At 70.6% G+C, this 22,350-nt stretch carries 21 protein-coding genes; 8 read left to right on the top strand and 13 right to left on the bottom strand.

Features of this window, described 5'->3' with window-relative positions:
- Nucleotides 1-5: 5 nt before the first annotated feature.
- Both AB0G47_RS07595 and AB0G47_RS07590 read right to left on the bottom strand, forming a co-directional pair.
- Nucleotides 6-359 carry a cytidine deaminase gene (locus AB0G47_RS07595; protein WP_360765225.1) on the bottom strand — a complete coding sequence of 118 codons (354 nt, stop codon included), beginning with the start codon at nt 357-359 and terminating at the stop codon, nt 6-8.
- Nucleotides 360-376: 17 nt separating this feature from the next.
- The gene (locus AB0G47_RS07590; RefSeq protein ID WP_360766501.1) at nt 377-1,201 is read right to left on the bottom strand and encodes a helix-turn-helix transcriptional regulator; all 825 of its coding nucleotides are present in this window, start codon (nt 1,199-1,201) and stop codon (nt 377-379) included.
- A 170-nt stretch (nt 1,202-1,371) separates the two neighbouring features.
- Between AB0G47_RS07590 and AB0G47_RS07585 the strand changes: the two genes are divergently transcribed.
- Nucleotides 1,372-2,805, top strand: a complete 1,434-nt coding sequence (locus AB0G47_RS07585; RefSeq protein WP_360765222.1) for an MFS transporter — start codon at nt 1,372-1,374, stop codon at nt 2,803-2,805.
- Here the strand turns inward: AB0G47_RS07585 and AB0G47_RS07580 are convergent.
- The 6 genes from AB0G47_RS07580 to AB0G47_RS07555 form a co-directional block, all read right to left on the bottom strand.
- A complete protein-coding gene (locus AB0G47_RS07580; protein ID WP_360765219.1) occupies nt 2,802-3,158 on the bottom strand; it encodes an MmcQ/YjbR family DNA-binding protein in 357 nt (118 codons plus the stop codon). The two genes, AB0G47_RS07585 and AB0G47_RS07580, sit on opposite strands and share 4 nt — an antisense overlap.
- On the bottom strand, nt 3,155-4,447 hold the full coding sequence (locus AB0G47_RS07575; protein ID WP_360765217.1) for a hemolysin family protein: 1,293 nt from the start codon (nt 4,445-4,447) through the stop codon (nt 3,155-3,157). The genes AB0G47_RS07580 and AB0G47_RS07575 overlap by 4 nt, the downstream gene beginning before the upstream one ends.
- A 16-nt stretch (nt 4,448-4,463) precedes the next feature.
- On the bottom strand, nt 4,464-4,961 hold the full coding sequence (gene ybeY / locus AB0G47_RS07570) for an rRNA maturation RNase YbeY (RefSeq protein ID WP_360765214.1): 498 nt from the start codon (nt 4,959-4,961) through the stop codon (nt 4,464-4,466).
- 13 nt (nt 4,962-4,974) lie between these two features.
- The gene (locus AB0G47_RS07565; RefSeq protein WP_360765210.1) at nt 4,975-6,042 is read right to left on the bottom strand and encodes a PhoH family protein; all 1,068 of its coding nucleotides are present in this window, start codon (nt 6,040-6,042) and stop codon (nt 4,975-4,977) included.
- Between the two features lie 154 nt (nt 6,043-6,196).
- Complete coding sequence (locus AB0G47_RS07560) at nt 6,197-6,535, bottom strand: P-II family nitrogen regulator (protein ID WP_360765207.1); 339 nt, start codon at nt 6,533-6,535, stop codon at nt 6,197-6,199.
- On the bottom strand, nt 6,532-7,842 hold the full coding sequence (locus AB0G47_RS07555; RefSeq protein ID WP_360765205.1) for an ammonium transporter: 1,311 nt from the start codon (nt 7,840-7,842) through the stop codon (nt 6,532-6,534). The genes AB0G47_RS07560 and AB0G47_RS07555 overlap by 4 nt, the downstream gene beginning before the upstream one ends.
- 153 nt (nt 7,843-7,995) lie before the next feature.
- On the opposite strand from AB0G47_RS07555, the gene era reads away from it, so the two are divergent.
- Entirely contained in the window at nt 7,996-8,955 is a 960-nt protein-coding gene (gene era, locus AB0G47_RS07550; RefSeq protein ID WP_360765203.1) for a GTPase Era, read from the top strand.
- A 4-nt stretch (nt 8,956-8,959) separates the two neighbouring features.
- Here era and AB0G47_RS07545 read toward each other — a convergent pair whose 3' ends face one another.
- The gene (locus AB0G47_RS07545; protein WP_360765201.1) at nt 8,960-9,682 is read right to left on the bottom strand and encodes an SGNH/GDSL hydrolase family protein; all 723 of its coding nucleotides are present in this window, start codon (nt 9,680-9,682) and stop codon (nt 8,960-8,962) included.
- A gap of 80 nt (nt 9,683-9,762) precedes the next feature.
- Here AB0G47_RS07545 and AB0G47_RS07540 point away from each other — a divergent pair, with 80 nt between their 5' ends.
- On the top strand, nt 9,763-10,437 hold the full coding sequence (locus AB0G47_RS07540) for a TetR/AcrR family transcriptional regulator (protein ID WP_360765198.1): 675 nt from the start codon (nt 9,763-9,765) through the stop codon (nt 10,435-10,437).
- 213 nt (nt 10,438-10,650) lie between these two features.
- Here the strand turns inward: AB0G47_RS07540 and AB0G47_RS07535 are convergent, their stop codons facing one another.
- From AB0G47_RS07535 to AB0G47_RS07520, 4 genes are all read right to left on the bottom strand, one after another.
- Nucleotides 10,651-11,889 (bottom strand): MFS transporter, encoded by a 1,239-nt coding sequence (locus tag AB0G47_RS07535; protein ID WP_360765194.1) that lies wholly within the window; start codon nt 11,887-11,889, stop codon nt 10,651-10,653.
- Nucleotides 11,886-13,247 carry a GH1 family beta-glucosidase gene (locus tag AB0G47_RS07530; protein WP_360765192.1) on the bottom strand — a complete coding sequence of 454 codons (1,362 nt, stop codon included), beginning with the start codon at nt 13,245-13,247 and terminating at the stop codon, nt 11,886-11,888. The genes AB0G47_RS07535 and AB0G47_RS07530 overlap by 4 nt, the downstream gene beginning before the upstream one ends.
- Nucleotides 13,248-13,343: 96 nt before the next feature.
- Nucleotides 13,344-13,610, bottom strand: coding sequence for a protealysin inhibitor emfourin (locus tag AB0G47_RS07525; protein ID WP_360765189.1), 267 nt, complete (start codon nt 13,608-13,610; stop codon nt 13,344-13,346).
- Nucleotides 13,611-13,635: 25 nt separating this feature from the next.
- A complete protein-coding gene (locus tag AB0G47_RS07520; protein ID WP_360765185.1) occupies nt 13,636-14,706 on the bottom strand; it encodes a M4 family metallopeptidase in 1,071 nt (356 codons plus the stop codon).
- 297 nt (nt 14,707-15,003) lie between these two features.
- Between AB0G47_RS07520 and leuA the strand changes: the two genes are divergently transcribed.
- The 5 genes from leuA to AB0G47_RS07495 all read left to right on the top strand — a co-directional run bounded on the left by leuA (nt 15,004) and on the right by AB0G47_RS07495 (nt 22,050).
- Nucleotides 15,004-16,731, top strand: coding sequence for a 2-isopropylmalate synthase (gene leuA, locus AB0G47_RS07515; protein ID WP_360765182.1), 1,728 nt, complete (start codon nt 15,004-15,006; stop codon nt 16,729-16,731).
- A 314-nt stretch (nt 16,732-17,045) separates the two neighbouring features.
- Nucleotides 17,046-17,726, top strand: a complete 681-nt coding sequence (locus tag AB0G47_RS07510) for a TerB family tellurite resistance protein (protein WP_360765179.1) — start codon at nt 17,046-17,048, stop codon at nt 17,724-17,726.
- A gap of 211 nt (nt 17,727-17,937) precedes the next feature.
- A complete protein-coding gene (locus AB0G47_RS07505; protein ID WP_360765176.1) occupies nt 17,938-20,016 on the top strand; it encodes an MMPL family transporter in 2,079 nt (692 codons plus the stop codon).
- 181 nt (nt 20,017-20,197) lie between these two features.
- Nucleotides 20,198-21,376, top strand: a complete 1,179-nt coding sequence (locus AB0G47_RS07500; protein WP_360766498.1) for a histidine kinase — start codon at nt 20,198-20,200, stop codon at nt 21,374-21,376.
- Complete coding sequence (locus AB0G47_RS07495) at nt 21,373-22,050, top strand: response regulator transcription factor (RefSeq protein ID WP_360765173.1); 678 nt, start codon at nt 21,373-21,375, stop codon at nt 22,048-22,050. Before AB0G47_RS07500 ends, AB0G47_RS07495 begins: the two co-directional genes overlap by 4 nt.
- Nucleotides 22,051-22,350 lie beyond the last annotated feature (300 nt).

The raw sequence follows: 22,350 nt of genomic DNA, 5'->3' as shown, positions 1-22,350 counted from the left end.
GCAGGTCAGCCGGCCTGGAGCTGTGCCCGGACTTGCCCGTCGGGCCCCGCCAGGAACACCGGCGTCCCGGCCCCGCCGAGGTCCCGCACGGCGGCAAGGTCCTCCGCCGGCAGCTCCTCGGCACCGGAGACGACCGCCGCCGCCTCCAGGGACTCCGCACCGGAGGCGACAGCCATGGCCACCGCCGTCCGCAGCGCGGAAAGCTCGAGCGAGGCAAGTGCGACGGTCCCGGCGACGTACGTACGCCCCGTCTCGTCCCGCACGGCGGCCCCCTCGGCCACTGCGTTCCGCGCCCGCGCCGAACGAGCCAGCGTCACGATCTTTTGGTCCTCAGCGCCAAGCGCGGTGCTCTCGGTCATGATCCGAGCATACGGAGCTACATCGCCACCGGAAACATGGACCCCCGCCGCCCCTCCGGCGACGCGAGCCACTCCAGCTTCGCCGCCGTCTCCGCCTCGTCCAGCGGCGTGTGGAGCACGATCGTCAGATCGGGCCGGGCCGGCACCCGCAGCGCCGTCGACTCGACGTGCAGCGAGCCCACCAGCGGATGCGTCAGCTCCTTGTGGACCTGCCCGGCGGGCTGGATGTCCCGCCGCTCCCACAGCTCGGTGAACTCCTCGCCCGCCGACTTCCGCAACTCCGTGAGGACCGCCTGGAACCCCTCGTCGTCCGGGTGCTCCGAGCACGACGCGCGGAACTGCGCCACGACCCGCGCCGCGTTCTCCTGCCAACTCACGCTCCGTGAGCGGTAGATGGGGTCGGTGAAGAAGTCCACGAGGCAGTTCTGGGTGATCTCGGGGCGCATTCCGAAGACCATCCCCGCCGCGTCGTTGTACATGACGCAGTTGTAGTAGCGGTCCATGATGTGCGCCGGGTACGGCATCCATGTGTCGATCAGGCGCTGCATGCCGTGGCACATGTCCCGGTCGGCCTGCTCGACCTCCGGCGCGGGCGGGTTGAGGCCGGCGAGGACGTACAGATGCCGCCGCTCGGCGCTCGACAGCTTCAGGACGCGCGCCACGGAGTCCAGGACCTGCGGCGACACCGAGATGTCGCGGCCCTGCTCCAGCCACTGGTACCAGGACGCGCCGACCCCGGCGAGCACGGCGACCTCCTCACGGCGAAGACCCGGCGTACGCCGTCGCGCCCCGCCGTCCGGAAGTCCCGCCTCCGCGGGGCTGACCCGGGCCCGACGGCTCATCAGGAACTCGCGCAGCTCACCGAGCCGCCTCGCCTTGGACGCGTCCTGCGGCCGCACCGCAGCCGCCTCACTCGTCCCCGCCATGTACGGCTCCCCCCTGCCTGGTGTTCCGACCACCAGCATAAGTTCCAGCTCCCCACGGCTGTTCCGGACACCGGAGGCTCATGGGCATGGCGATCGACACCTCCACTCCCTCTCTCACACCAGCTACTCCCTCGGCACCGCAGCAACCTCAGGGCCACCAGCTCTCCACCCGGGACAGGCTCGTCCTCCTCGTGCTCTGCGCCGCCCAGTTCATGGTGGCGCTGGACTTCTCCGTGCTGAACGTGGCGCTGCCCGTCCTCGGCGCCGACCTCGGCATGAGCCAGTCCGCGCTGCAGTGGGCGGTGACGGCGTTCGCCCTGCCATCGGGCGGCTTCCTGCTCCTTTTCGGCCGCACCGGCGACCTGTTCGGGCGGCGCAGGCTGTTCCTCGGCGGGCTCGCCCTGTTCGGCCTTGCCTCGCTGCTCGCGACGTTCGCCTGGGACCCGGCGTCGTTCCTCGCCGGGCGCGCGCTGCAGGGCGTGGCCGCGGCGGCGATCGTGCCGACCGGCATGTCCCTGCTGACCACGACCTTCCCCGAGGGCCCGCAGCGCGACCGGGCGCTCGGCATCTCCGGCACCCTGCTCTCGCTCGGCTACACGCTCGGCATGGTGTTCGGCGGCGTACTCACCGACACGCTCGGCTGGCGCTCCACCATGGGCCTGCTGACCCTCTTCGCGCTGATCGTGCTGCCGCTGGCCCCCGGCCTGCTGCCCGAGTCCCGCACCCCTGACCGCCCGCGCCTGGACATCCCGGGCGCCGTCACCGTCACCGGCGGTCTGCTCGCCCTGATCTACGCCCTGTCCACGGCCGCCGAGCGCGGCTTCGGCGGCACCGACGTCATCGTCACGCTCATCGGCGGCGTGCTGCTGCTCGCGGCCTTCGGCTATGTCGAGTCGCGCGCCGCGTCCCCGCTGGTCTCCCTGCCGATGCTGCGGCGGCGCACGGTGGCGTGGGGCAACCTGGGCGGGCTCGTCACCTTCTCGATGATGTCGGCCGTCATCTTCGTCCTCACGCTCTATCTGCAGGAGGTCCTGCGCCTCTCCGCCTTCCAGACCGGTCTCGTCTTCGGCGTGCAGGGCGTGCTCTCCGTGGTCGCCGGGATCTACGCGCCCAGGGTCATCAGCCGCTTCGGGGCGCACCGCACCCTCGTCGTCTCGCTGCTCGGCCAGGGCCTGTTCATCGCGTCGCTGCTCGGCATCGACGAAGGCACCTGGTCGGTCTGGCTCGCCACGGCGGGCGTCTCGATCGCCAGCATGTTCCACCTGGGCGCGATCATCTCGTACGGCCTGACGGTCACATCGGGCGTCCCGGACGAGGAGCAGGGCCTGGCCACGGGCCTGGTCACCTCCACCCAGCAGGTGGGCATCACCGTCGGCATCCCGCTTCTGGGGGTCATCGCCACCACGGGCACGGATCTTCTGGCGGGGACGCGGACGGTGCTCCTGATCGATGCGGCGGTCGTCCTGGCCACGGCGGCCCTGGTGGCGGTGGGCCTGCGCCGCACGGGCTCGCGCGGCTAGGGGCGGTCGAGACGGAGCCGCTCGGCCCTCGGGAGTCCGGCCACCACCAAGTCGTACGAGTCCTCGATGAGCTCCCGGACCTGCTGGTCCGGGAGCTCACCGTCGACGGTCACCGTGTTCCAGTGCCGCTTGTTCATGTGCCAGCCCGGCACGATCTCGGGGTGCGCTGCCCGCAGTTGGACCGCCATGTCGGGCTCGCACTTCAGGTTCACCGTCAGCGGCCGCCCGTCGAGGTGGGAGAGCGCGAACATCTTGCCGAGCACCTTGAAGACCGAGGTGTCGGGGGTGAACGGAAACTCCTCCACCGCCGCGTTGAACGACAGACAGAACGTACGCAGCTCCTGCGGGGTCACCCCGAGGTCCCCTCTCCCGTGCCACCCGGCTCCACAAGCACCGTCACGATCTTGTTCCGCCGCCCCGCCGCGGACTCCGCGGTGAGCCGCAGCTCCCGCCCGTCCGGCAGCGGCACGATCGACGACGCGTCGGCGATCGGCACCCGGCCGAGCGCCTTGGCGAGCAGGCCGCCGACCGTCTCGACGTCCTCGTCGTCGAACTCGTCGAGCCCGAAGAGCTCGCCGAGGTCACCGATGTCGAGGCGCGCGGTGACGCGGTAGCAGCCGTCCGCGAGCTCCTCCACCGGCGGCAGTTCACGGTCGTACTCGTCGGTGATCTCGCCGACGATCTCCTCGAGGATGTCCTCGATGGTGACGATGCCCGCCGTGCCGCCGTACTCGTCGATGACGACGGCGACGTGATTGCGCTCCTGCTGCATCTCGCGCAGCAGATCGCCCGCGTTCTTCGTGTCCGGCACGAACGTGGCGGGGCGCATGGCCGTCGACACCAGTTCGTTCTCCGCGTCGCGGTTGATGTGCGTCTTGCGGGCCAGGTCCTTCAGATAGACCATGCCGACGACGTCGTCCTCGCTCTCGCCCGTCACCGGGATCCGCGAGAAACCGGACCGCAGGGCGAGCGTCAGCGCCTGCCGGATCGTCTTGAAGCGCTCGATGGCGACCAAGTCGGTCCGGGGCACCATCACTTCGCGTACGAGGGTGTCGCCGAGCTCGAAGACGGAGTGCACCATGCGGCGCTCCTCGTCCTCGATGAGGGACTCCTTCTCCGCGAGGTCGACCATCGCCCGCAGCTCGGCCTCGGAGGCGAACGGGCCGCGCCTGAAGCCCTTTCCGGGCGTGAGCGCGTTGCCGATGAGGATCAGGAGCGGCGGGATCGGCCCCATGACGCGGGCCAGCGGAAGCAGGACGTACGCGGCCGCCGTCGCCGTGTTGAGCGGGTGCTGACGGCCGATGGTGCGCGGCGACACCCCCACCGCGACGTACGACACCAGGACCATCACCGCGATGGCGATGGCGAGCGCCTCCCAGGTCTCGGGGAACTCCTTCAGGCAGGCGTACGTCACCAGGGATGCCGCGGCCATCTCGCAGGCGACGCGCACGAGCAGCGCCACATTGAGATAGCGGGTGGGATCGGCGGCGACCTGCGCGAGCTTCGCGCTGCCGCGCCGCCCGGAACGGACCGCCTCCTCCGCCCGGAAGCTGGAGGTGCGGGCGATGCCCGCCTCGGCGCAGGCCGCGAGCCAGGCCACGACGACCAGGGCGACGGCGCCCGCGATCAGTTGAGGACTCATGACGGCGTCGGCGGCCCTAGGAGACGGTGGGCGCGGGAGACGGCCCGGTCAGGCCGTGCTCGGCGCGCCAGCCGTCGACGATGGCCGCCTGGAGACCGAACATCTCCGCCTTCTCGTCCGGCTCCTCATGGTCGTACCCGAGCAGGTGAAGCACCCCATGGACGGTGAGCAGCTGCAGCTCCTCGTCCATGGAGTGCTCCGTCTCCGCTTCCTTGCCCTGCTTGAGCGCGACCTCGGGGCAGAGCACGATGTCGCCGAGGAGGCCCTGCGGCGGCTCCTCCTCGTCCTTGGCGGGCGGCCGCAGCTCGTCCATCGGGAACGACATCACGTCCGTCGGACCCGGCAGATCCATCCACTGGATGTGCAGCTGCTCCATGGCCTCGGCGTCCACGACGATCACCGAGAGCTCGGAGAGCGGGTGGATGCGCATCCGCGCGAGTGCGTAGCGGGCGATGTCGAGGATCGCCTGCTCATCGACCTCGGTCCCGGATTCGTTGTTGACGTCGATCGACATGGTGCGGTTTCCGCTACTTCCCGTGTTTCTTGTGCTGCTGACTCTGCTGCAGCTTCTGCTGCAGTTTCTGCTGGCTGTCGTCGTACTTCTCGTACGCGTCGACGATACGGCCGACCAGCTTGTGCCGTACGACATCGCTGGAGGTGAGCCGCGAGAAGTGCACGTCGTCGAGGCCGTCCAGGATGTCCTGGACCTGGCGCAGACCCGACTTGGTGCCACCCGGCAGGTCGACCTGCGTGACATCGCCCGTGATCACGATCTTCGAGTCGAAGCCGAGGCGGGTCAGGAACATCTTCATCTGCTCGGCGCTGGTGTTCTGCGCCTCGTCGAGGATGATGAAGGCGTCGTTCAGCGTGCGTCCTCGCATGTACGCCAGCGGGGCGACCTCGATGGTGCCCGCCGCCATCAGGCGCGGGATCGAGTCCGGGTCCAGCATGTCGTGCAGGGCGTCGTACAGCGGACGCAGATACGGGTCGATCTTTTCGTAGAGCGTGCCCGGCAGGAAGCCGAGCCGCTCGCCGGCCTCGACGGCCGGGCGGGTCAGGATGATGCGGTTGACCTGCTTGGACTGCAGGGCCTGCACGGCCTTGGCCATGGCCAGGTAGGTCTTGCCGGTGCCCGCGGGGCCGATGCCGAAGACGATGGTGTGCTTGTCGATGGCGTCGACATAGCGCTTCTGGTTGAGGGTCTTGGGGCGGATGGTGCGGCCCCGGGACGAGAGGATGTTCTGCGTGAGGACCTCGGCCGGGGTCTCCTGGCCGTCGCCTTCCCCTGCCTCGTCCGCCCTGAGCATGGCGATCGAGCGTTCCACTGCGTCCTCCGTCATCGGCTGACCGGTGCGGAGCACCAGCATCATCTCGTCGAACAGGCGCTGGATGAGGGCCACTTCAGGGGCGTCACCGACGGCGCTGATCTCATTGCCCCGGACATGGATGTCGGCCGCCGGGAAGGCCTTCTCGATCACGCGCAACAGGGCGTCTCCGGAGCCGAGCACCGTCACCATGGGATGGTTCGCCGGGACGGTGAAATGGGCTCGGGACTGCCCCTGGGCAGGGGTACGAGCTGTGGGTGTCTGAGTCATGGGCCGGCTCTAGGGCCTGCTCATCCTCCTCATGCGGGGCTTGGTGGCCGCTCGACAGCCTTGCACTGCCAAGAGTACGACGCACCACTGTCACCGCCGCAGTGCTTTTCCACTCCCGTCGCGGGTGGCCGCCCGGTCCCGCACCGGCCGGGGATCAGACCGCGTCCGGGCCCCGCTCGCCGGTCCGTACCCGTACGACGGAGTCGACCGGCACCGCCCACACCTTCCCGTCACCGATCTTCCCGGTGCGGGCCGCGCGCACGACCGCGTCGATGACCGCTTCGGCGTCCACGTCGTCGACGACGACCTCGATGCGGACCTTCGGCACCAGGTCCACCTGGTACTCCGCGCCCCGGTACACCTCCGTGTGCCCCCGCTGACGCCCGTACCCGCTCGCCTCGGTGACCGTGAGGCCCTGCACGCCCAGTTCCTGCAGCGCCGTCTTCACCTCGTCCAGGCGGAACGGCTTGATGACCGCGGTCACGAGCTTCATGCGGGGGTGCTTCCCTTCGGGTGGTGCGGGGCGGTGCTCCCCTTCATGGGGCCGACCAGGACGCCGTGATCGTAGGCGGTCTCCGCGTGGTGCGTCTGGTCGAGGCCCGTCAGCTCGTCCTCGGCGCTCGCACGGAAGCCCATCAGCTTGTCGATCGCCTTGCCGATGCCGTACGTGACGGCGAAGGTGTACGCCGCCACCGCGAGGACCGCCACCGTCTGCTTGCCCAGTTGGGCGAGCCCGCCGCCGTAGAAGAGGCCCTCCGCGCCGTCCGTCATCGTGGCCGTCGCGAACAGGCCGATCAGGAGCGTGCCGATCACGCCGCCGACCAGGTGGACGCCGACGACGTCCAGCGAGTCGTCGTAGTCGAGGCGGAACTTCCAGGCGACGGCGTACGAGCAGACGACGCCCGCCGCGAGGCCGATCACCGCCGCGCCCAGGATGCCGACGGCCCCGCACGACGGGGTGATCGCCACCAGGCCCGCGACCGCGCCCGAGGCCGCACCGAAGGTGGTGGGGTGGCCGTCGCGCCGCTGCTCCACGAAGAGCCAGCCGAGCAGGCCCGTGCAGCCGGCGAGCAGCGTGTTGAGGAGGGCGGCCGCGGCGAGGCCGTTCGCGCCGAGCGCCGAGCCGCCGTTGAAGCCGAGCCAGCCGAACCAGAGCAGGCCCGCGCCCATCAGGACCATCGGCAGGTTGTGCGGGCGCATCGCGTCCTTCTTGAAGCCGATGCGCGGGCCGATCACCAGGCACAGGGCGAGTCCCGAAGCGCCCGACGCGATTTCTACGACCAGGCCGCCGGCGAAGTCGAGGGCGCCGAGGGAGGAGGAGATCCAGCCGTCCGGGCCCCACACCCAGTGCGCCACGGGAACGTATACGAGCAGCGCCCACAGCGGCACGAAGACGAGCCAGGCGGCGAACTTCGCGCGGTCCGCGATCGCGCCGCTGATCAGCGCCGTGGTGAGGATCGCGAAGGTCAGCTGGAAGGTGGTGAAGAGGAACGTGGGGACCGTCCCGGTGAGTGTGCTCGGGCCGATGCCCGCCATGCCCAGGTGGTCGAGGCCGCCGATCAGGCCCGCGAAGGCGTCGTCGCCGAAGGCGAGCGAGTAGCCCGCGAGCAGCCAGACGACGGTGACCAGGGCGATCGACACGAAGCTCATGAGCAGCATGTTCAGGACGCTCTTCGTGCGGACCATGCCGCCGTAGAAGAGCGCGAGGCCCGGGGTCATGAGGAGTACGAGTGCGGTGGCCGCGAGCAGCCAGGCGGTGTCGCCTGTGTCGGGGCCTTGTGCTGCGGCCAGAAAAGTCATGGGGGAGAGCGTCACCGGCACGCGTTTCGGAACGGGCAACCACGCGTTTCCGCCGTGTTTCGCGTTGCGCGGGGGTTTCCGGAAGCTCACCGCGGTGCCGTCGCGCCGCCGCCGGGGCCCATGCGTGCTGCGGGCCCCCGTCGATCAGGGACAATGGGCGCCATGAGCGTTCGTACCCAGTCATCCGAGCCGTCCGAGGCCATCCACCGCGCCGGCTTCGCCTGCTTCGTGGGCCGCCCCAACGCGGGCAAGTCCACCCTCACGAATGCTCTGGTCGGCCAGAAGGTGGCGATCACCGCCGACCAGCCGCAGACCACGCGGCACACGGTGCGGGGCATCGTGCACCGGCCCGACGCGCAGCTGATCCTGGTGGACACCCCCGGGCTGCACAAGCCGCGCACGCTGCTCGGCGAGCGGCTCAACGACGTCGTCCGCACGACGTGGGCCGAGGTCGACGTCATCGGCTTCTGTCTGCCGGCGAACGAGAAGCTCGGCCCCGGCGACCGGTTCATCGCCAAGGAACTGGCCACGATCAAGAAGACGCCGAAGATCGCGGTCGTGACGAAGACCGACCTCGTCGACAGCAAGACCCTCGCCGAGCAGCTCATCGCCATCGACCAGCTCGGCAAGGAGCTGGGCATCCAGTGGGCCGAGATCGTGCCCGTTTCGGCGGTCGGCGACAAGCAGGTCGGGCTGCTCGCCGACCTGATCGTCCCGATGCTGCCGGAGAGCCCGCCGCTGTACCCGGAGGGCGACCTCACGGACGAGCCCGAGATGGTCATGGTCGCCGAGCTGATCCGCGAGGCCGCGCTTGAGGGCGTGCGGGACGAACTGCCGCACTCCATCGCCGTCGTGGTGGAGGAGATGCTGCCGCGCACGGACCGCCCGGCGGACAAGCCGCTCCTGGACATCCACGCGAACGTCTACATCGAGCGCCCCAGCCAGAAGGGCATCATCATCGGCCCGAAGGGCAAGCGCCTGAAGGACGTCGGCATCAAGTCCCGCCGCCAGATCGAGGCGCTTCTCGGTACGCCGGTCTTCCTGGACCTGCACGTGAAGGTGGCCAAGGACTGGCAGCGAGACCCGAAGCAGCTGCGGAAGCTGGGCTTCTGACGGGCTAGGCCGGTGCCGGTCGCGCTTCCGTCAGGGTTGCCAGGCCCACGGCCAGTTCCCGTGCCCACACCCGGTAGCCGTCCGGTGAAGGATGCAGCCGGTCGGCCGCGAACCACTCGCCCGCGATCGCCGGCGGTCCGCCCGTCGGCAGGTGGAAGACGGCCGGGGTGCGGCGGGCCACCGTCCTCAACTGGCGGTCCAGGAGCCGGACATAGACGTCCAGCGGGCCCCGCGCCGGGCGGGGCAGCGCGGCCACGCGGGTCATCGGGGGCAGGCCCGCGAAGACCATCGGGACGTCCTCGCCCAGACGCAGTCGTACGTCCCTGATCAGCCTCTCCACGTCGTGCCGGAACGCCCGCGGGCGGCGCATCCGCAGTGCGTCGTTCGACCCCGCGGCCACCAGGACCAGGTCGGGCCGCCAGCGGGTCGTCGGATCCGTCAGGCCCGGCAGCAGGCCCCGCCGTACCACCGGCATCGTCGCCCCGGCCTTCGCCGACACCCGCCAGGAGACGGGGCGTCCCGTCATCGCCGTCAGGGTGCGGGCCAACTGCCCGCTGAGCGCCTCATCGTGGCTCGCCGCCCCCACGCCCGCGGCGAGCGAGTCGCCGATGACCGCGAGCCGCAGCGGAGGACCCCCGTTCTCCCGCTGCGGCCCGGTCAGCCCGCTGTCGTTCCCGGCTGCTTCCGGCAACCGAACCAGCCGTCCCCGCATTCCCCGTGCGAACATCCCGAGCCCCTTCCGCGCTCCGTGTCCCGTCCCCCATGCGTATAACGCTGTTATGGCCATAACAGCGTTATACTGCTCCCGTGTCAACCGGAAAGCAGGAAATGCCGCGGGAACCGGCCGACGTCCGGCGCCGGCTCCTCGACGAGGCCGCCCGCGTCATAGCCGAGCAGGGCCCCGCCGCACTCAGCGCCCGCCGCCTGGTCAAGGCGGTCGGGGCCTCGACGATGGCCGTCTACACCCACTTCGGGTCGATGCCCGAGCTGGTGCGCGAGGTCATCCGGGAGGGCTTCGTGCGCTTCCATGCCCGCACCGCCGGCATCGAGCAGGGCGCCGACCCCGTCGTCGAGCTCGCCGGACTCTGCCGCGTCTACCAGGAGTTCGCGCGCGCCGAACCCGACGTCTACGCCGTGATGTTCGGCAGCTCGGTGGTCACCGGCTTCGCGCTCTCCGACGACGACCGCCGGATGGGTACGTTCCTGCTGCGGGCCCCGCGCGACGCCATCCGCCGCTGCGTGGACGCGGGCCGCTTCCGCGCGGACGCGGACCCCGATCTGCTGGTGCGGCAGCTCTTCAGCCAGATGCACGGCCTGGCCGAACTGGCCCGCGCCGGCTACATCATGGGCGGCTTCACCCCGGACCAGGTGCTGCACGGAATGCTCCGCGACTTCGCCTTCGCCGCCGGGGACGATGCGGGCGCGGCCGAGGCGTCCGTGACCTCGGGCCTTGCGGGCGGCGGCGGCACCCTTGCCGGGTGAGAGATCCTGGGATCGGTGCCCGGCAGTGGTGCGTTGTGCCCACCCTTCCCCAAGCTCTCGGCTTCGCTCGAGCAGGGGAGACCCCACTCGCCGTGCGGAACGCCTGCCCACAACGAGGGCGGCCGGAACGCCTGCCCACAACGTGGGCGGGCGGGGTGGGGGCGCCGTGCGGAACGTCTGCGCGCAACGAAGGCGGGTGGCCGAATCGGCGGGTTACTCCACGCCCCTGATCCGTGTCACCAGCGCCGCCCCCGTCAGCCCCACCGCCGCCGCCACCAGGTACAGGACCCGGTAGCCGCCCAGGTGTGTCACGATCGGGGCCGCTATCGCCGGGGCCGCCACCTGGGGCAGGGAGTTGGCGATGTTGATGATGCCCAGGTCCTTGCCGCGGTCGAGGGCCTTCGGCAGGACGTCCGTCATCAGGGCGAAGTCCACCGACGTGAAGACGCCGAAGCCGATGCCGAGCACCGCCGCCGCGACGATCGCCCCCGGCCAGGTCTGCCACACCGCGAGGAGGCTGGTGGCCACCGCCATCAGGCAGCCCGACCAGATCACGAACGGTTTGCGGCGGCCGACCCGGTCCGACCAGGCGCCGCCCACCACGACCGTGGCCAGCATCGTCACGCCGTTCACGGCCGTCAGGATCAGTACGCCCGACTCCGGGTCGGAGCGGTGCAGGCGGTCGCGGAGGAAGTAGAGGAGGTAGAGCAGCACCACCGAGTTGCTGACGTTGATCAGGAAGCGGGTCAGCCACGCCCAGCCGAGATCCGGGTAGCGGCGCGGGCTCAGCCAGAAGCCGGCCAGGAAGCTACGCCGGTTCCACGGCGGGCGGTCGGCGGCAGCCAGGCGCAGGTCCCGATGGCGTACGACATAGGGCAGCACGCCCGCCACGGTGAACACCGCACACGCCGCGTACCCCGCGACCGTCCCGCCCGCCACCGTCGCAAGGCCCGTCCCGACGACCACGCCGAGCAGCTGCGCCGCGCCCAACCAGCCGCCCACGGAGCCCCGTTGGAGGCGCGGCACCCGGTCGGGGACGGCGGCGGTGACCGCGGCGAAGGCGGCGTTCAGGGTGAGCTGGACCAGGCACCAGCCCGCCGCCATCCACCACACCGAGCCCGCCGCCGAGAGCAGGAGGAGGGAGGCAGCGCCGCCCGCCGTGCCTGCCACGATCCAGGGGGTGCGCCGGCCCCGGCGGGACGTCGTGCGGTCCGAGAGCGCGCCGAAGAGCGGGTTCGCGACGAGGGACACCACCGCGCCGACGCCCGTCACCCAGGCGAGGACCGTCTCCTTCGACGTGCCCGCCGGGGCCAGGTCCTCCGCCTGCACGGCGAGCAGGATCTGCAGCGGGCCGTACCAGCCCACCCAGATCGCCCCGTTGGCGACCGACAGGGCGCTCTTCCAGCCCCGTCCGACCCGCTCCGTCGGCTCCGCCAGCGCGGTGGCGGTCATGGTCGCTGCGCCCGCAGGGCCTCGCGCAGCCAGCCGTACGACGCCTTAGGGGTGCGTTCAAGGGTGTCGTAGTCGACGTGGACCAGGCCGAAGCGCTGCCGATAGCCTTCCGCCCACTCGAAGTTGTCCATCAGCGACCAGACGAAGTAGCCGCGGACATCCACCCCAGCCTCCAACGCCCTGTGCAGCGCCCGCAGATGACCGTCCAGGTACGTGATCCGATCCTGGTCGTCGAGACCCTCGTACGAGCAGCCGTTCTCGGTGATGACGAGAGGCGGAAGCCGGTCGCCGTACCGGTCGCGGAAGCCGGTGAGCAGCTCCGTGAGCGCGTCCGGGACCACCGGCCAGCCGAAGTCCGTCACCGGGTATCCCTCGATCTCCCTTGGGGAGAAGGGGAGTTCGGGCGGGAGGGTGAGGCCGGAGAACTCGGTGGCCGTGCTCTCGGGCAGCGGCGCTCCCACCTTCGTCGGCTGGTAGAAGTTGACGCCGTACCAGTCGAGCGGCTCGGAGATCACCTTCAGGTCCGCTTCGAGGTCGTCCGACGGCATCAACTCCCCGATGCCGTCCGGGTACTGCCCGAGCAGCAACGGGTCAGCGAAGAGGCGGTTGAGGAGTACGTCGTAGAAGTCGGCCGCCGCCGTGTCCTCGTCGGCGGCCGACGCGGGCCAGGTCGGGCCGTGCGAGTTGGCGATGCCTATGTCGCCCGCGCCCGCCGCGCGCAGCGCCCGCACCGCGAGGCCGTGCGCGAGGAGCTGGTGGTGGGCGACCGGCAGCGCGTCGAAGAGGAGCTGCTCGCCGGGGGCATGCTGGCCGAGGGCGTGGCCAAGCAGGGTGTGTTCCGCGGGCTCGTTGAGGGTGATCCACTTCGTGACGCGGTCGCCGATACGGGCGGCCACCACGGCGGCGTAATCGGCGAACCGCTCGGCCGTCTCGCGCCGCAGCCAGCCGCCGGCCTCCTGCACGGCCAGCGGGGTGTCCCAGTGGAAGAGGGTGGGGACGGGGCGCACGCCCGCCGCGCACAGCTCGTCGACGAGGCGGTCGTAGAAGTCGAGGCCCGCGGCGCTCACCTCGCCCGTGCCCGTCGGAAGCACCCGCGGCCACGACACCGAGAAGCGGTACGCGCCCACGCCCAACTCCCGTATGAGCGCCACATCTTCGCGGTAGCGGTGGTAGTGGTCGCAGGCGACGGCGGCCGTCGTGCCGTCCTTCACCCGGCCCGGCACCGCGGTGAACGCGTCCCAGACCGAGGGGCCGCGTTCGTCGACGGCGCCCTCGATCTGGTGGGCGGATGTGGACACCCCCCACAGGAAGTCGCGGGGGAACTGGGGTATCGGTTCGCGCGCATCGCTCGCTGCCATGGGCGCGATCTTCCGTACCGCCCAGTACGGAAGTCAATGGGCGTACACGAGAAAAGATGAACACTTCTCAAGTTCTACGAGAGTGCTGCGAGGGCGCTACGAGCCCTCCTTCAGGACCCGTGAGATCAGCTTCCGCTGCGGCTCGGTAAGCCGGGGATCCGAGCAGTACACCGTGTGCCCGTCGACGGTGAGCTGGTAGTTGAAGCCGTCCGGCACCCCTATGGGTGGCGTGCCCCGGCCCTCGGCCATGGCCTCTTCGGCCAGGGCGTGCCACTCGTGGGCATCGGGCAGTCCCGAGGTGTCGACCTCGGCGTGCCGCTCGATGCCCGCGAATCCTCCCGTGCGCTTCACCTGGATACGCATGGGTCCTGTCTACTCCAGGAGGCGGTCAGTTGGTAGGCACCCCGACCTGGGACCACGCCTTCAGGACGGCCCCGTGTTCCTCGCCCTCGCCGAACTTGTCGCGGGCCGCGGCCACCGTCAGCTTCGCGAAGTCCGCGAAGGACGCGTCCTGCGCAAGATCGCCGCCGGTCAGGACGGCGTACCAGATCTGTCCTGCCCGCTCCCACGCGTGGCCGCCGAGCGCCTCGGCGAGCAGGTAGAAGGCGTGGTTGGGGATGCCGGAGTTGATGTGCACGCCGCCGTTGTCGCGGCCCGTCTTGACGTAGTGGTCCATGTCGGCGGGCTGCGGGTCCTTGCCGAGCACGTCGTCGTCGTACGCCGTGCCCGGTGCCTTCATGGAGCGCAGGGCCGTGCCGGTGACGCGCGGGGCGAGCAGCCCGGCGCCGATCAGCCAGTCGGCCTCGGCCGCGGTCTGGCCGAGCGTGTACTGCTTGATCAGCGAGCCGAAGACGTCCGCCATGGACTCGTTGAGCGCGCCCGGCTGGCCGAAGTACGTGAGGTTCGCCGTGTACTGCACGACGCCGTGCGTCAGCTCGTGGCCGATGACGTCCACCGGAATGGTGAAGTCGAGGAAGATCTCGCCGTCACCGTCGCCGAAGACCATCTGTTCGCCGTTCCAGAACGCGTTCCCGTAGTTCTCGCCGTAGTGGACCGTCGCGTTCATCGGCAGTCCGCTGCCGTCGATGGAGTTGCGCTCGTACGACTTCAGATACAGCTCGAAGGTCGCGCCGAGGCCCGCGTACGCGCGGTTGACGGTCGCGTCCTTGCCGGGCTTGTCGCCCTCGCCGCGGACCTTGCGGCCCGGCAGCTCGGTCTTGTGCTTCGCGTCGTAGATCGTGCGGTGCGGCTTGCCTTCGGCCGCTTCCTTGGGCGGCGTGACGGAGGGGGCGCCGATGACCGTGGTCAGCCGGCGGTGGGTGCGCTCGATGGCGTCCCGCTCCAGGGTGCGGCGGGCGGGTCCGGCGAGCGTGGCGTCGTCACTCTGGGCCAGAGTGTCGAGCACGTGGGGCGGAATGATGGTGCAGAAGACAGGCTCGAAGCCTGGGTTGGCGGTCATGGCGGCAATGTGGCACTGGGTCATGCCGCTGTCACTACCTGCAACCATGATTAGTGAAATAGAGGGATTGATCACCTCTACCCCGTTACCTGATGGTGATCCCGCATACTGATACGCATCCGCGCACACAGCGCGGCTCGGCTAGGCTGCGGAGCATCATGCGTTACGGGCTGCTTCTCCTTAGCTGCCGCGGCGAGGGCCTGTAGTCGAGGCCGACCCCCTCCCCGCGGAGTTCGGTGTTGCTCGCGAAAGCGACCGTCGGCCGTCCTTAAGGACACACCCGAGGAGCCCCGCATCATGGCGATCAAGCCTAATTTCCAGCGCGCCACGTCCATGCCGATCCACAAGTACGGCCAGTACGAGCAGGTCGACATCCCCGACCGCACCTGGCCGCAGAACCGGATCACGGTCGCTCCCCGCTGGCTCTCCACGGACCTGCGCGACGGCAACCAGGCGCTGATCGACCCGATGTCCCCGGCCCGCAAGCGCGAGATGTTCGATCTGCTGGTCCGTATGGGCTACAAGGAGATCGAGGTCGGCTTCCCCTCGTCCGGGCAGACGGACTTCGACTTCGTACGCTCGATCATCGAGGACGGCGCGATCCCGGACGACGTCACCATCTCCGTCCTGACGCAGGCCCGCGAAGAGCTGATCTCCCGCACCGTCGAGTCGCTGGTCGGCGCCAAGCGCGCCACCGTCCACCTGTACAACGCGACCGCGCCCGTCTGGCGCGAGGTCGTCTTCCGTGGCTCAAAGGATGCGGTCAAGCAGATCGCCGTCGACGGCACGCGTCTTGTCATGGAGTACGCCGAGAAGCTGCTGGGCCCCGAGACGGTCTTCGGCTACCAGTACAGCCCCGAGATCTTCACGGACACCGAGCTGGACTTCGCCCTGGAGGTCTGTGAGGCCGTCTGCGACGTATGGCAGCCCGGCCCGGACCGCGAGATCATCCTCAACCTGCCCGCCACGGTGGAGCGTTCGACCCCGTCGACGCACGCGGACCGCTTCGAGTGGATGTCCCGCAACCTGTCCCGGCGCGAGCACGTCTGTCTGTCCGTGCACCCGCACAACGACCGCGGCACCGCCGTCGCCGCCGCCGAGCTGGCCATCATGGCCGGCGCCGACCGCATCGAGGGCTGCCTGTTCGGCCAGGGCGAGCGCACCGGCAACGTCGACCTGGTCACCCTGGGCATGAACCTGTTCTCGCAGGGCGTCGACCCGCAGATCGACTTCTCCGACATCGACGAGATCCGCCGCACCGCCGAGTACTGCAACCAGATGGAGGTCCACCCCCGTCACCCGTACGCGGGCGACCTCGTCTACACCGCCTTCTCCGGCTCCCACCAGGACGCCATCAAGAAGGGCTTCGAGGCCATGGCGGTCCGGGCCGAGCAGCAGGGCAAGACCGTCGACGACATCGAGTGGGCCGTGCCGTACCTGCCCATCGACCCCAAGGACGTCGGCCGCTCCTACGAGGCCGTCATCCGCGTCAACTCGCAGTCCGGCAAGGGCGGCATCGCCTACGTCCTGCAGAACGACCACAAGCTGGACCTGCCGCGCCGTATGCAGGTCGAGTTCTCCAAGATCATCCAGACGAAGACCGACACCGAGGGCGGCGAGGTCACGCCGGACGCGATCTGGGGCATCTTCCAGGACGAGTACCTGCCCAACCCGCAGAACCCGTGGGGCCGCATCCAGGTCAAGAACGGCCAGACGACCACGGACAAGGACGGCACGGACACCCTCACCGTCGAGGCCACGGTCGACGGCGCCGACACGGTCCTGACCGGCACCGGCAACGGCCCGATCTCGGCCTTCTTCCAGGCGCTGCAGGGCATCGGCATCGACGTACGCCTGCTCGACTACCAGGAGCACACGATGAGCGAGGGCGCATCCGCGCAGGCCGCCTCGTACATCGAGTGCGCGATCGGCGACAAGGTCCTGTGGGGCGTTGGCATCGACTCCAATACGACCCGGGCCTCGCTGAAGGCGGCTGTTTCTGCCGTCAACCGCGCGGCGCGTTAGCGCTCCGCTGCGAGGCCGGTGCGTTTCGTCTGCGGGTTGGACGTGGCTGGTCGCGCAGTTCCCCGCGCCCCTTCGGGGCCCGACCCTGGGTCCAAAAGCGCCGGACCGGCTCATTCTGAGCCGGTCCGGCGCCTTTGTGCGCCCTCGCGCTCTGGTCGTCTACCGGCCATCTCTCGCACAGGGTGCTGACGTCACATCAACAATGTGGCTAACATCACGCCCAACCAGGCAATGTTGCCGGGGCGTTACGGAGGTGCGTGGTGCTGCCAGATCGGGGACGAAACGGCCGGGAATCCCGCATCTTCGCCACGCCCGTGTCGCGCGCGCGGGTGCTGCGCAGGCGCGTGATCGGCGTGCATACGGCCTGGACCACCGTCGGGGACGGCGAGTTCTTCTGCCCCGGCTGCGGTGGCGACCGCAACTACCAGCGGCGCACAGGGCGGCGCCGCTTCGTCCTCCTCGGCGTGCCCGTGCTGCCCCGTGGCACCACGGGCCCCATCGTCGAATGCGCCGCCTGCCAGGACCACTTCGGTACGGATGTTCTCGGCCATCCCACGACCACCCGGCTCTCCGCGATGGTGCGCGACGCCGTGCACACGGTCGTCCTCGCGGTCCTCTCCGCCGGCGGCACCTCGTCGCGCACGACGCTCGACGCGGCCGTCGCGACGTTGCGCGCCGCCGGATACGACGACTGCTGCGAGGAACAGCTCGTCGCGCTCGTCGAGGCGCTCGCCGCCGACACCGGGCGGGCCACCGTGCCGGACTATGTGCCGGGTCTGGCCATAGAGCTGCACGAGGCGCTCGGCCCGCTGGCCCCGCACCTCGCCCCCGCAGGACGCGAGTCGCTGCTCCTGCAGGGCGCGCGGATCGCCCTTGCCGACGGCCCTTACACCCCCGCCGAGCGCGAGGTGCTCGGCACGGCGGGCGGGGCGCTGACCATCGGCGCCGACGAGGTGACCCGGCTCCTGGTGGCGGCGCGGACGACGCAGTCGTAGCGGGCGGCTCCGGCAAGGGGTCTCGTTTACAGGGGCTCGTGTACGCGTACAGGGTCTCGTGTACGCGGCCGCAGTACTCCCCCGGGAGTATTTATCTCCCCTTGACTCCCTGGGGTGTACGCCCCAACTCGCCCTCCGGCCCGACGGATTGGCCCTCCGATTCCGGGAGGGTTGGCGCTGAACCTGCCAACCTGCCGGAAGGAGGCCTGTCATGCGGGCCGAACAGACCACCGCTCGACGGCGACGAGCCGTGCCCTGGGTGTTCCTCGTGCTGTGGATCGGCGTCATCGCGCTCGCCGCGCCCTTCGCGGCGAAACTGGCCGACACCCAGCAGGACCGCGTCGTCGACTACCTCCCCGCAAGCGCCGACTCCACCCAAGTGGCCGAACTGGAAGACCAGTTGCCCGGCGGCGAGGCCACCGAGATGGTGCTCGTCTACCACCGCGACAGCGGTCTGACGGCAGCCGACCGCAAGACCGCCGCGGACCAGGTCGCCGAGATCCAGGGCGCCCACAAGCTGACCTCCGAGCCCCGCGCCGTACCGTCCAAGGACGGCACCACGCTGATGTACCCGGTGGCGAGCACCGAGCCCGGCCAGGACGAGAAGAAGCGGGACGCGCTCGTCGAGGACGTCCGCGAAGTCGCCGAGAGCCAGGGCGGGTTGAGCGTCGAGGTGGGCGGCGACGGGGCGTTCGGCACCGACGCCGGCAAGGTCTACGACTCGCTGGGCGGCCCGCTGCTCTACACCACGGCAGGCGTGGTGGCCCTCCTCCTGATCCTGATCTATCGCAGCCCGTTCCTGTGGCTGGTTCCGCTCGCCGTCGCAGGCCTCGCCGACTACCTCGCGATGGCCATCGCGTACGGACTGCACGAATGGTTCGGCACCGCCGTCACCGGCCAGAGCTCGGGCGTGATGACGATCCTCGTCTTCGGCGCGGGCACCGACTACGCACTGCTGCTCGTCGCCCGCTACCGGGAGGAACTGCGCCGCATCGAGCGCCCCTACGACGCGATGGTGGCCGCCCTGCGCGGCTGCGGTCCCGCCGTGCTCGCCTCGTCCGGCACGGTCGCGGCCGGTCTGCTCTGCCTGCTCGCCGCGGACCTCAACAGCAGCCGGGGCATGGGCCCGCTCGGCACGGTGGGCGTGCTGTGCGCGCTCGCCTCGATGCTGACGCTGCTGCCCGCGATCCTCGTCCTCCTCGGGCGGAAGGTGTTCTGGCCGCTGATTCCCGCGTTCGGCAGCGAGCCCAAGCAGCGCCGCAGCCTCTTCTCCATGATGGGCAGCTCGGCCGGGCGCAGGCCGCTGACGGTCCTCGCCGGTGGCGCGGTGCTCCTGGGCGCGCTGGCGCTCGGCGCGCTGAACCTGCCCGGAGCCCTCAAGCAGGAGGACTCCTTCACCAAGACGCCCGACTCCGTCTCCGCCATGGAGACGCTCGCCAAGGCCTACCCCGAGCGGGGCAGCCAGCCGATCACCGTGATGACGCCCACCGAGGACGCGGGCACCGCGCTCACCAAGATCCAGGACACGAAGGGCGTGGACAGCGCGGCCAAGGGACGTACCGCGAAGGGCTGGACGGAGATCTCCGTCATCGCATCCTCCGCGCCGCAGTCGGCGGGCGAGACGGCGACCATCGAGTCCCTGCGGTCGGACCTGGATTCCTCGTACGTCGGTGGGGCGAGCGCCCAGCAGATCGACCTGAAGGACACCAACGCCCGTGACCGGAACATCGTCGTGCCGCTGGTGCTCGCCGCGGTCCTGCTGATCCTCGTGGCGCTGCTGCGGAGCCTGGTCGCGCCGCTGCTGCTGCTCGCCGCGGTGGTCGCGGTCTGGGGCGCGTCCCTCGGCATCGCAGGACTCGTCTTCGAACCGCTCCTCGGCCTGGAGGGCACGGACCCCGGTCTGGGTCTGCTCTCCTTCGTCTTCCTCGTCGCCCTCGGCGTCGACTACGGCATCTTCCTGATGCACCGCATGCGCGAGGAGTCCCTGGCCGGTGCGGAGCCGGGCGACGCCGCCCTGACCGCGCTGCGCACGACGGGCGGGGTCATCGCATCGGCCGGGCTCGTCCTCGCCGCCACCTTCGCGGTGCTCACCAGCATGCCGCTGGTGCAGCTGGTCGAGCTGGGCTTCGTGATCGCGGTCGGAGTGCTCCTCGACACCTTCCTGGTGCGGACATACCTGGTGACGAGTGCGAGTGTGGCCCTGGGCCGGAAGGTCTGGTGGCCCGGAGCGCTTTCGCGTCCCGCGGCGGTGGCGAAGGGGGCGGACGCGCCCCGGGTTCCGGTCTCGTAGCCGTCGAGTTCGTCCTCGGAGCCGGGCGGGCTGGATGGACTCCGGCCCGCCCGGCTTCTGAGCAGAGGAGCCCCACAGGGGAAGCGACGTACGGGAGGATCGAGCGGTGGTGGAAAGCCTGCGGGTTCAGAACGGTTCAGAGGAGCGGGACGAGGCGCGGGGGTTCGACGGCGCGGGGCTCCTGCCGTTCAGCGGCGCGGCCCCCGGCAGCCGAAGGGCCCTGCGGGACGACGCCGTCCTCGCGGCGGCGGTCGCCCTGCTCGCCGCGCTCCTCGCCGCGTTCGTGAAGGACGAGCACCGCCCGGACGCCATCGGGTGGGCCCTCCTCATGGCCGCCAACATCCCCATCGTGTGGCGGCGGCGCAGCCCTCAGCTGGTGCTGCTCGCCGTCGCCGCCTTCGTCGTGCCGTACCACACCGCCGAGTTCACGGACATCGCCGCCGTCCCGGTGGAGATGCTGGCCCTCTACACCGTCGCTTCCACCGGCCGCCCCCGCCGCGCCCTGCTCACCGGCCTCACCGTCGTCGGCGTGCCGCTCGCCATCAACGCGAGCGTCGCCCCGTACCAGGTCACGGAGGTGCTGCGGATCTCCGGCTGGATCGTGGCCGTGCTGCTCCTCGGGGTGTACGTGCGCATCCACCGGCAGTACGTCGCCTCCGTCGTGGAACGTGCCGAGCGTGCGGAACGTACGCGCGAGGAAGAGGCACGGCGGCGCGTCGCCGAGGAGCGGCTGCGGGTCGCCCGCGATCTGCACGATCTCCTTGCGCACAGCATCACCCTGGTCGGCGTCCAGACCTCCGTCGCGGCGCACGTCCTGGCCGCCGATCCGGAGCGGCTCGACCGGAAGGCGGTCGCCAAGGCCCTTGACGACATCGCAGACACCTGCAGGTCCGCACGCGGCGAACTCCGGGCCACGCTCGAGGTGTTGAGGTCGGATTCCGACGAGTCGCGCGGGCCGCTGCCCGGCCTCGACGGTCTGACCGATCTGGCCGAGGCCGCACGGATCTCCGGCGCCGCGGTCGACCTTTCGGTGCACGAGACTCCGGCGGACGCGCCGCCCGCCGTGGGCGCCGCCGCGTACCGCATCGTCCAGGAGGCCCTGACCAACGCCGTCCGGCACGGGGGCCCCGGCCTCACCATCCGGGTGGGCGTACACACCGAGGACGCGGCGCTGCGGGTGACGGTCACGGATGACGGGCGTGCCGTACGCGACCCGGACCACACGCCCGGCTTCGGCCTCGTCGGCATGCGCGAGCGGGCCCGCAGTGTGGGGGGCACCCTGGAGGCGGGGCCTCGGGACGAGGGCGGTTTCATGGTGGACGCCGTACTGCCCCTGGTGCCCGTGGGAGGCCTCCGATGACGATCCGTGTGCTGCTCGCCGACGATCAGACGCTGGTACGGGCGGCGTTCGCGCTGCTCGTGGAGTCGGCGCCGGACATGGAGGTGGTCGGGCAGGCGGAGACGGGGCGGGCGGCGGTCGATCTCGCCCGTTCCGAGCGGGCCGATCTCATCGTCATGGACATCCGCATGCCGGATCTGGACGGCATCGAGGCGACGCGCCTGCTGGCCAAGGACGAGGATCTGGCGGGCGTGAAGGTGCTGATGCTGACGACGTACGACACCGATGAGCACGTCGTCGACGCGTTGCGGGCCGGGGCGTCGGGCTTCCTGGTCAAGGACACGAAGCCGGCGGAGCTGCTCGATGCGATTCGGACGGTGGCGGCGGGGGAGTCCCTGCTGTCGCCGGGCCCGACGTCCCGGCTCATCGCCCGCGTGCTGCGGGCGCCGGCTGCACCGGTGGGGCTGGGGGCGGGCGGGCCCGAGGGGCTCTCCGAGCGGGAGCGTGAGGTGCTTTCGCTGGTGGCGCGGGGGCTGAACAACACGGAGATCGCGGAGGCGTTGGGGCTGAGTCCGCTGACCGCGAAGACGCATGTCAGCCGGATCATGGGGAAGTTGGGGGCGCGGGATCGGGCGCAGTTGGTGATTGTGGCGTACGAGTCGGGGCTTGTGCGGCCGGGTGGGGCGGCGGGGTAGGCGGTCCCTGCGGGGCTTCTGAACCGGGGGCTTCGCTCCCGGACCCCGCTCAAGACCGCCGCTTCGCGGCGGATCTTTCCCGCCCGATTGCCCGGCGGCGGCTCCGGTCTGCCCACGCGCCGTCGTCGGCCGCGCCGCCGTACCGCCGCTTCGCGGCGAAAGCTTTCCCGCCCGCCCACCCGATTGCCCCGCAGCGGCCTCCGTCTCTGCCCACGCGCCGTCGTCGGCCGCGCCGCCGTACCGCCGCTTCGCGGCGAAAGCTTTCCCGCCCGCCCACCCGATTGCCCCGCAGCGGCCTCC

This window comes from Streptomyces sp. NPDC021622 (assembly GCF_040640795.1).
Taxonomy (GTDB): domain Bacteria; phylum Actinomycetota; class Actinomycetes; order Streptomycetales; family Streptomycetaceae; genus Streptomyces.
This window is presented reverse-complemented; position numbering and strand designations above follow the sequence as displayed.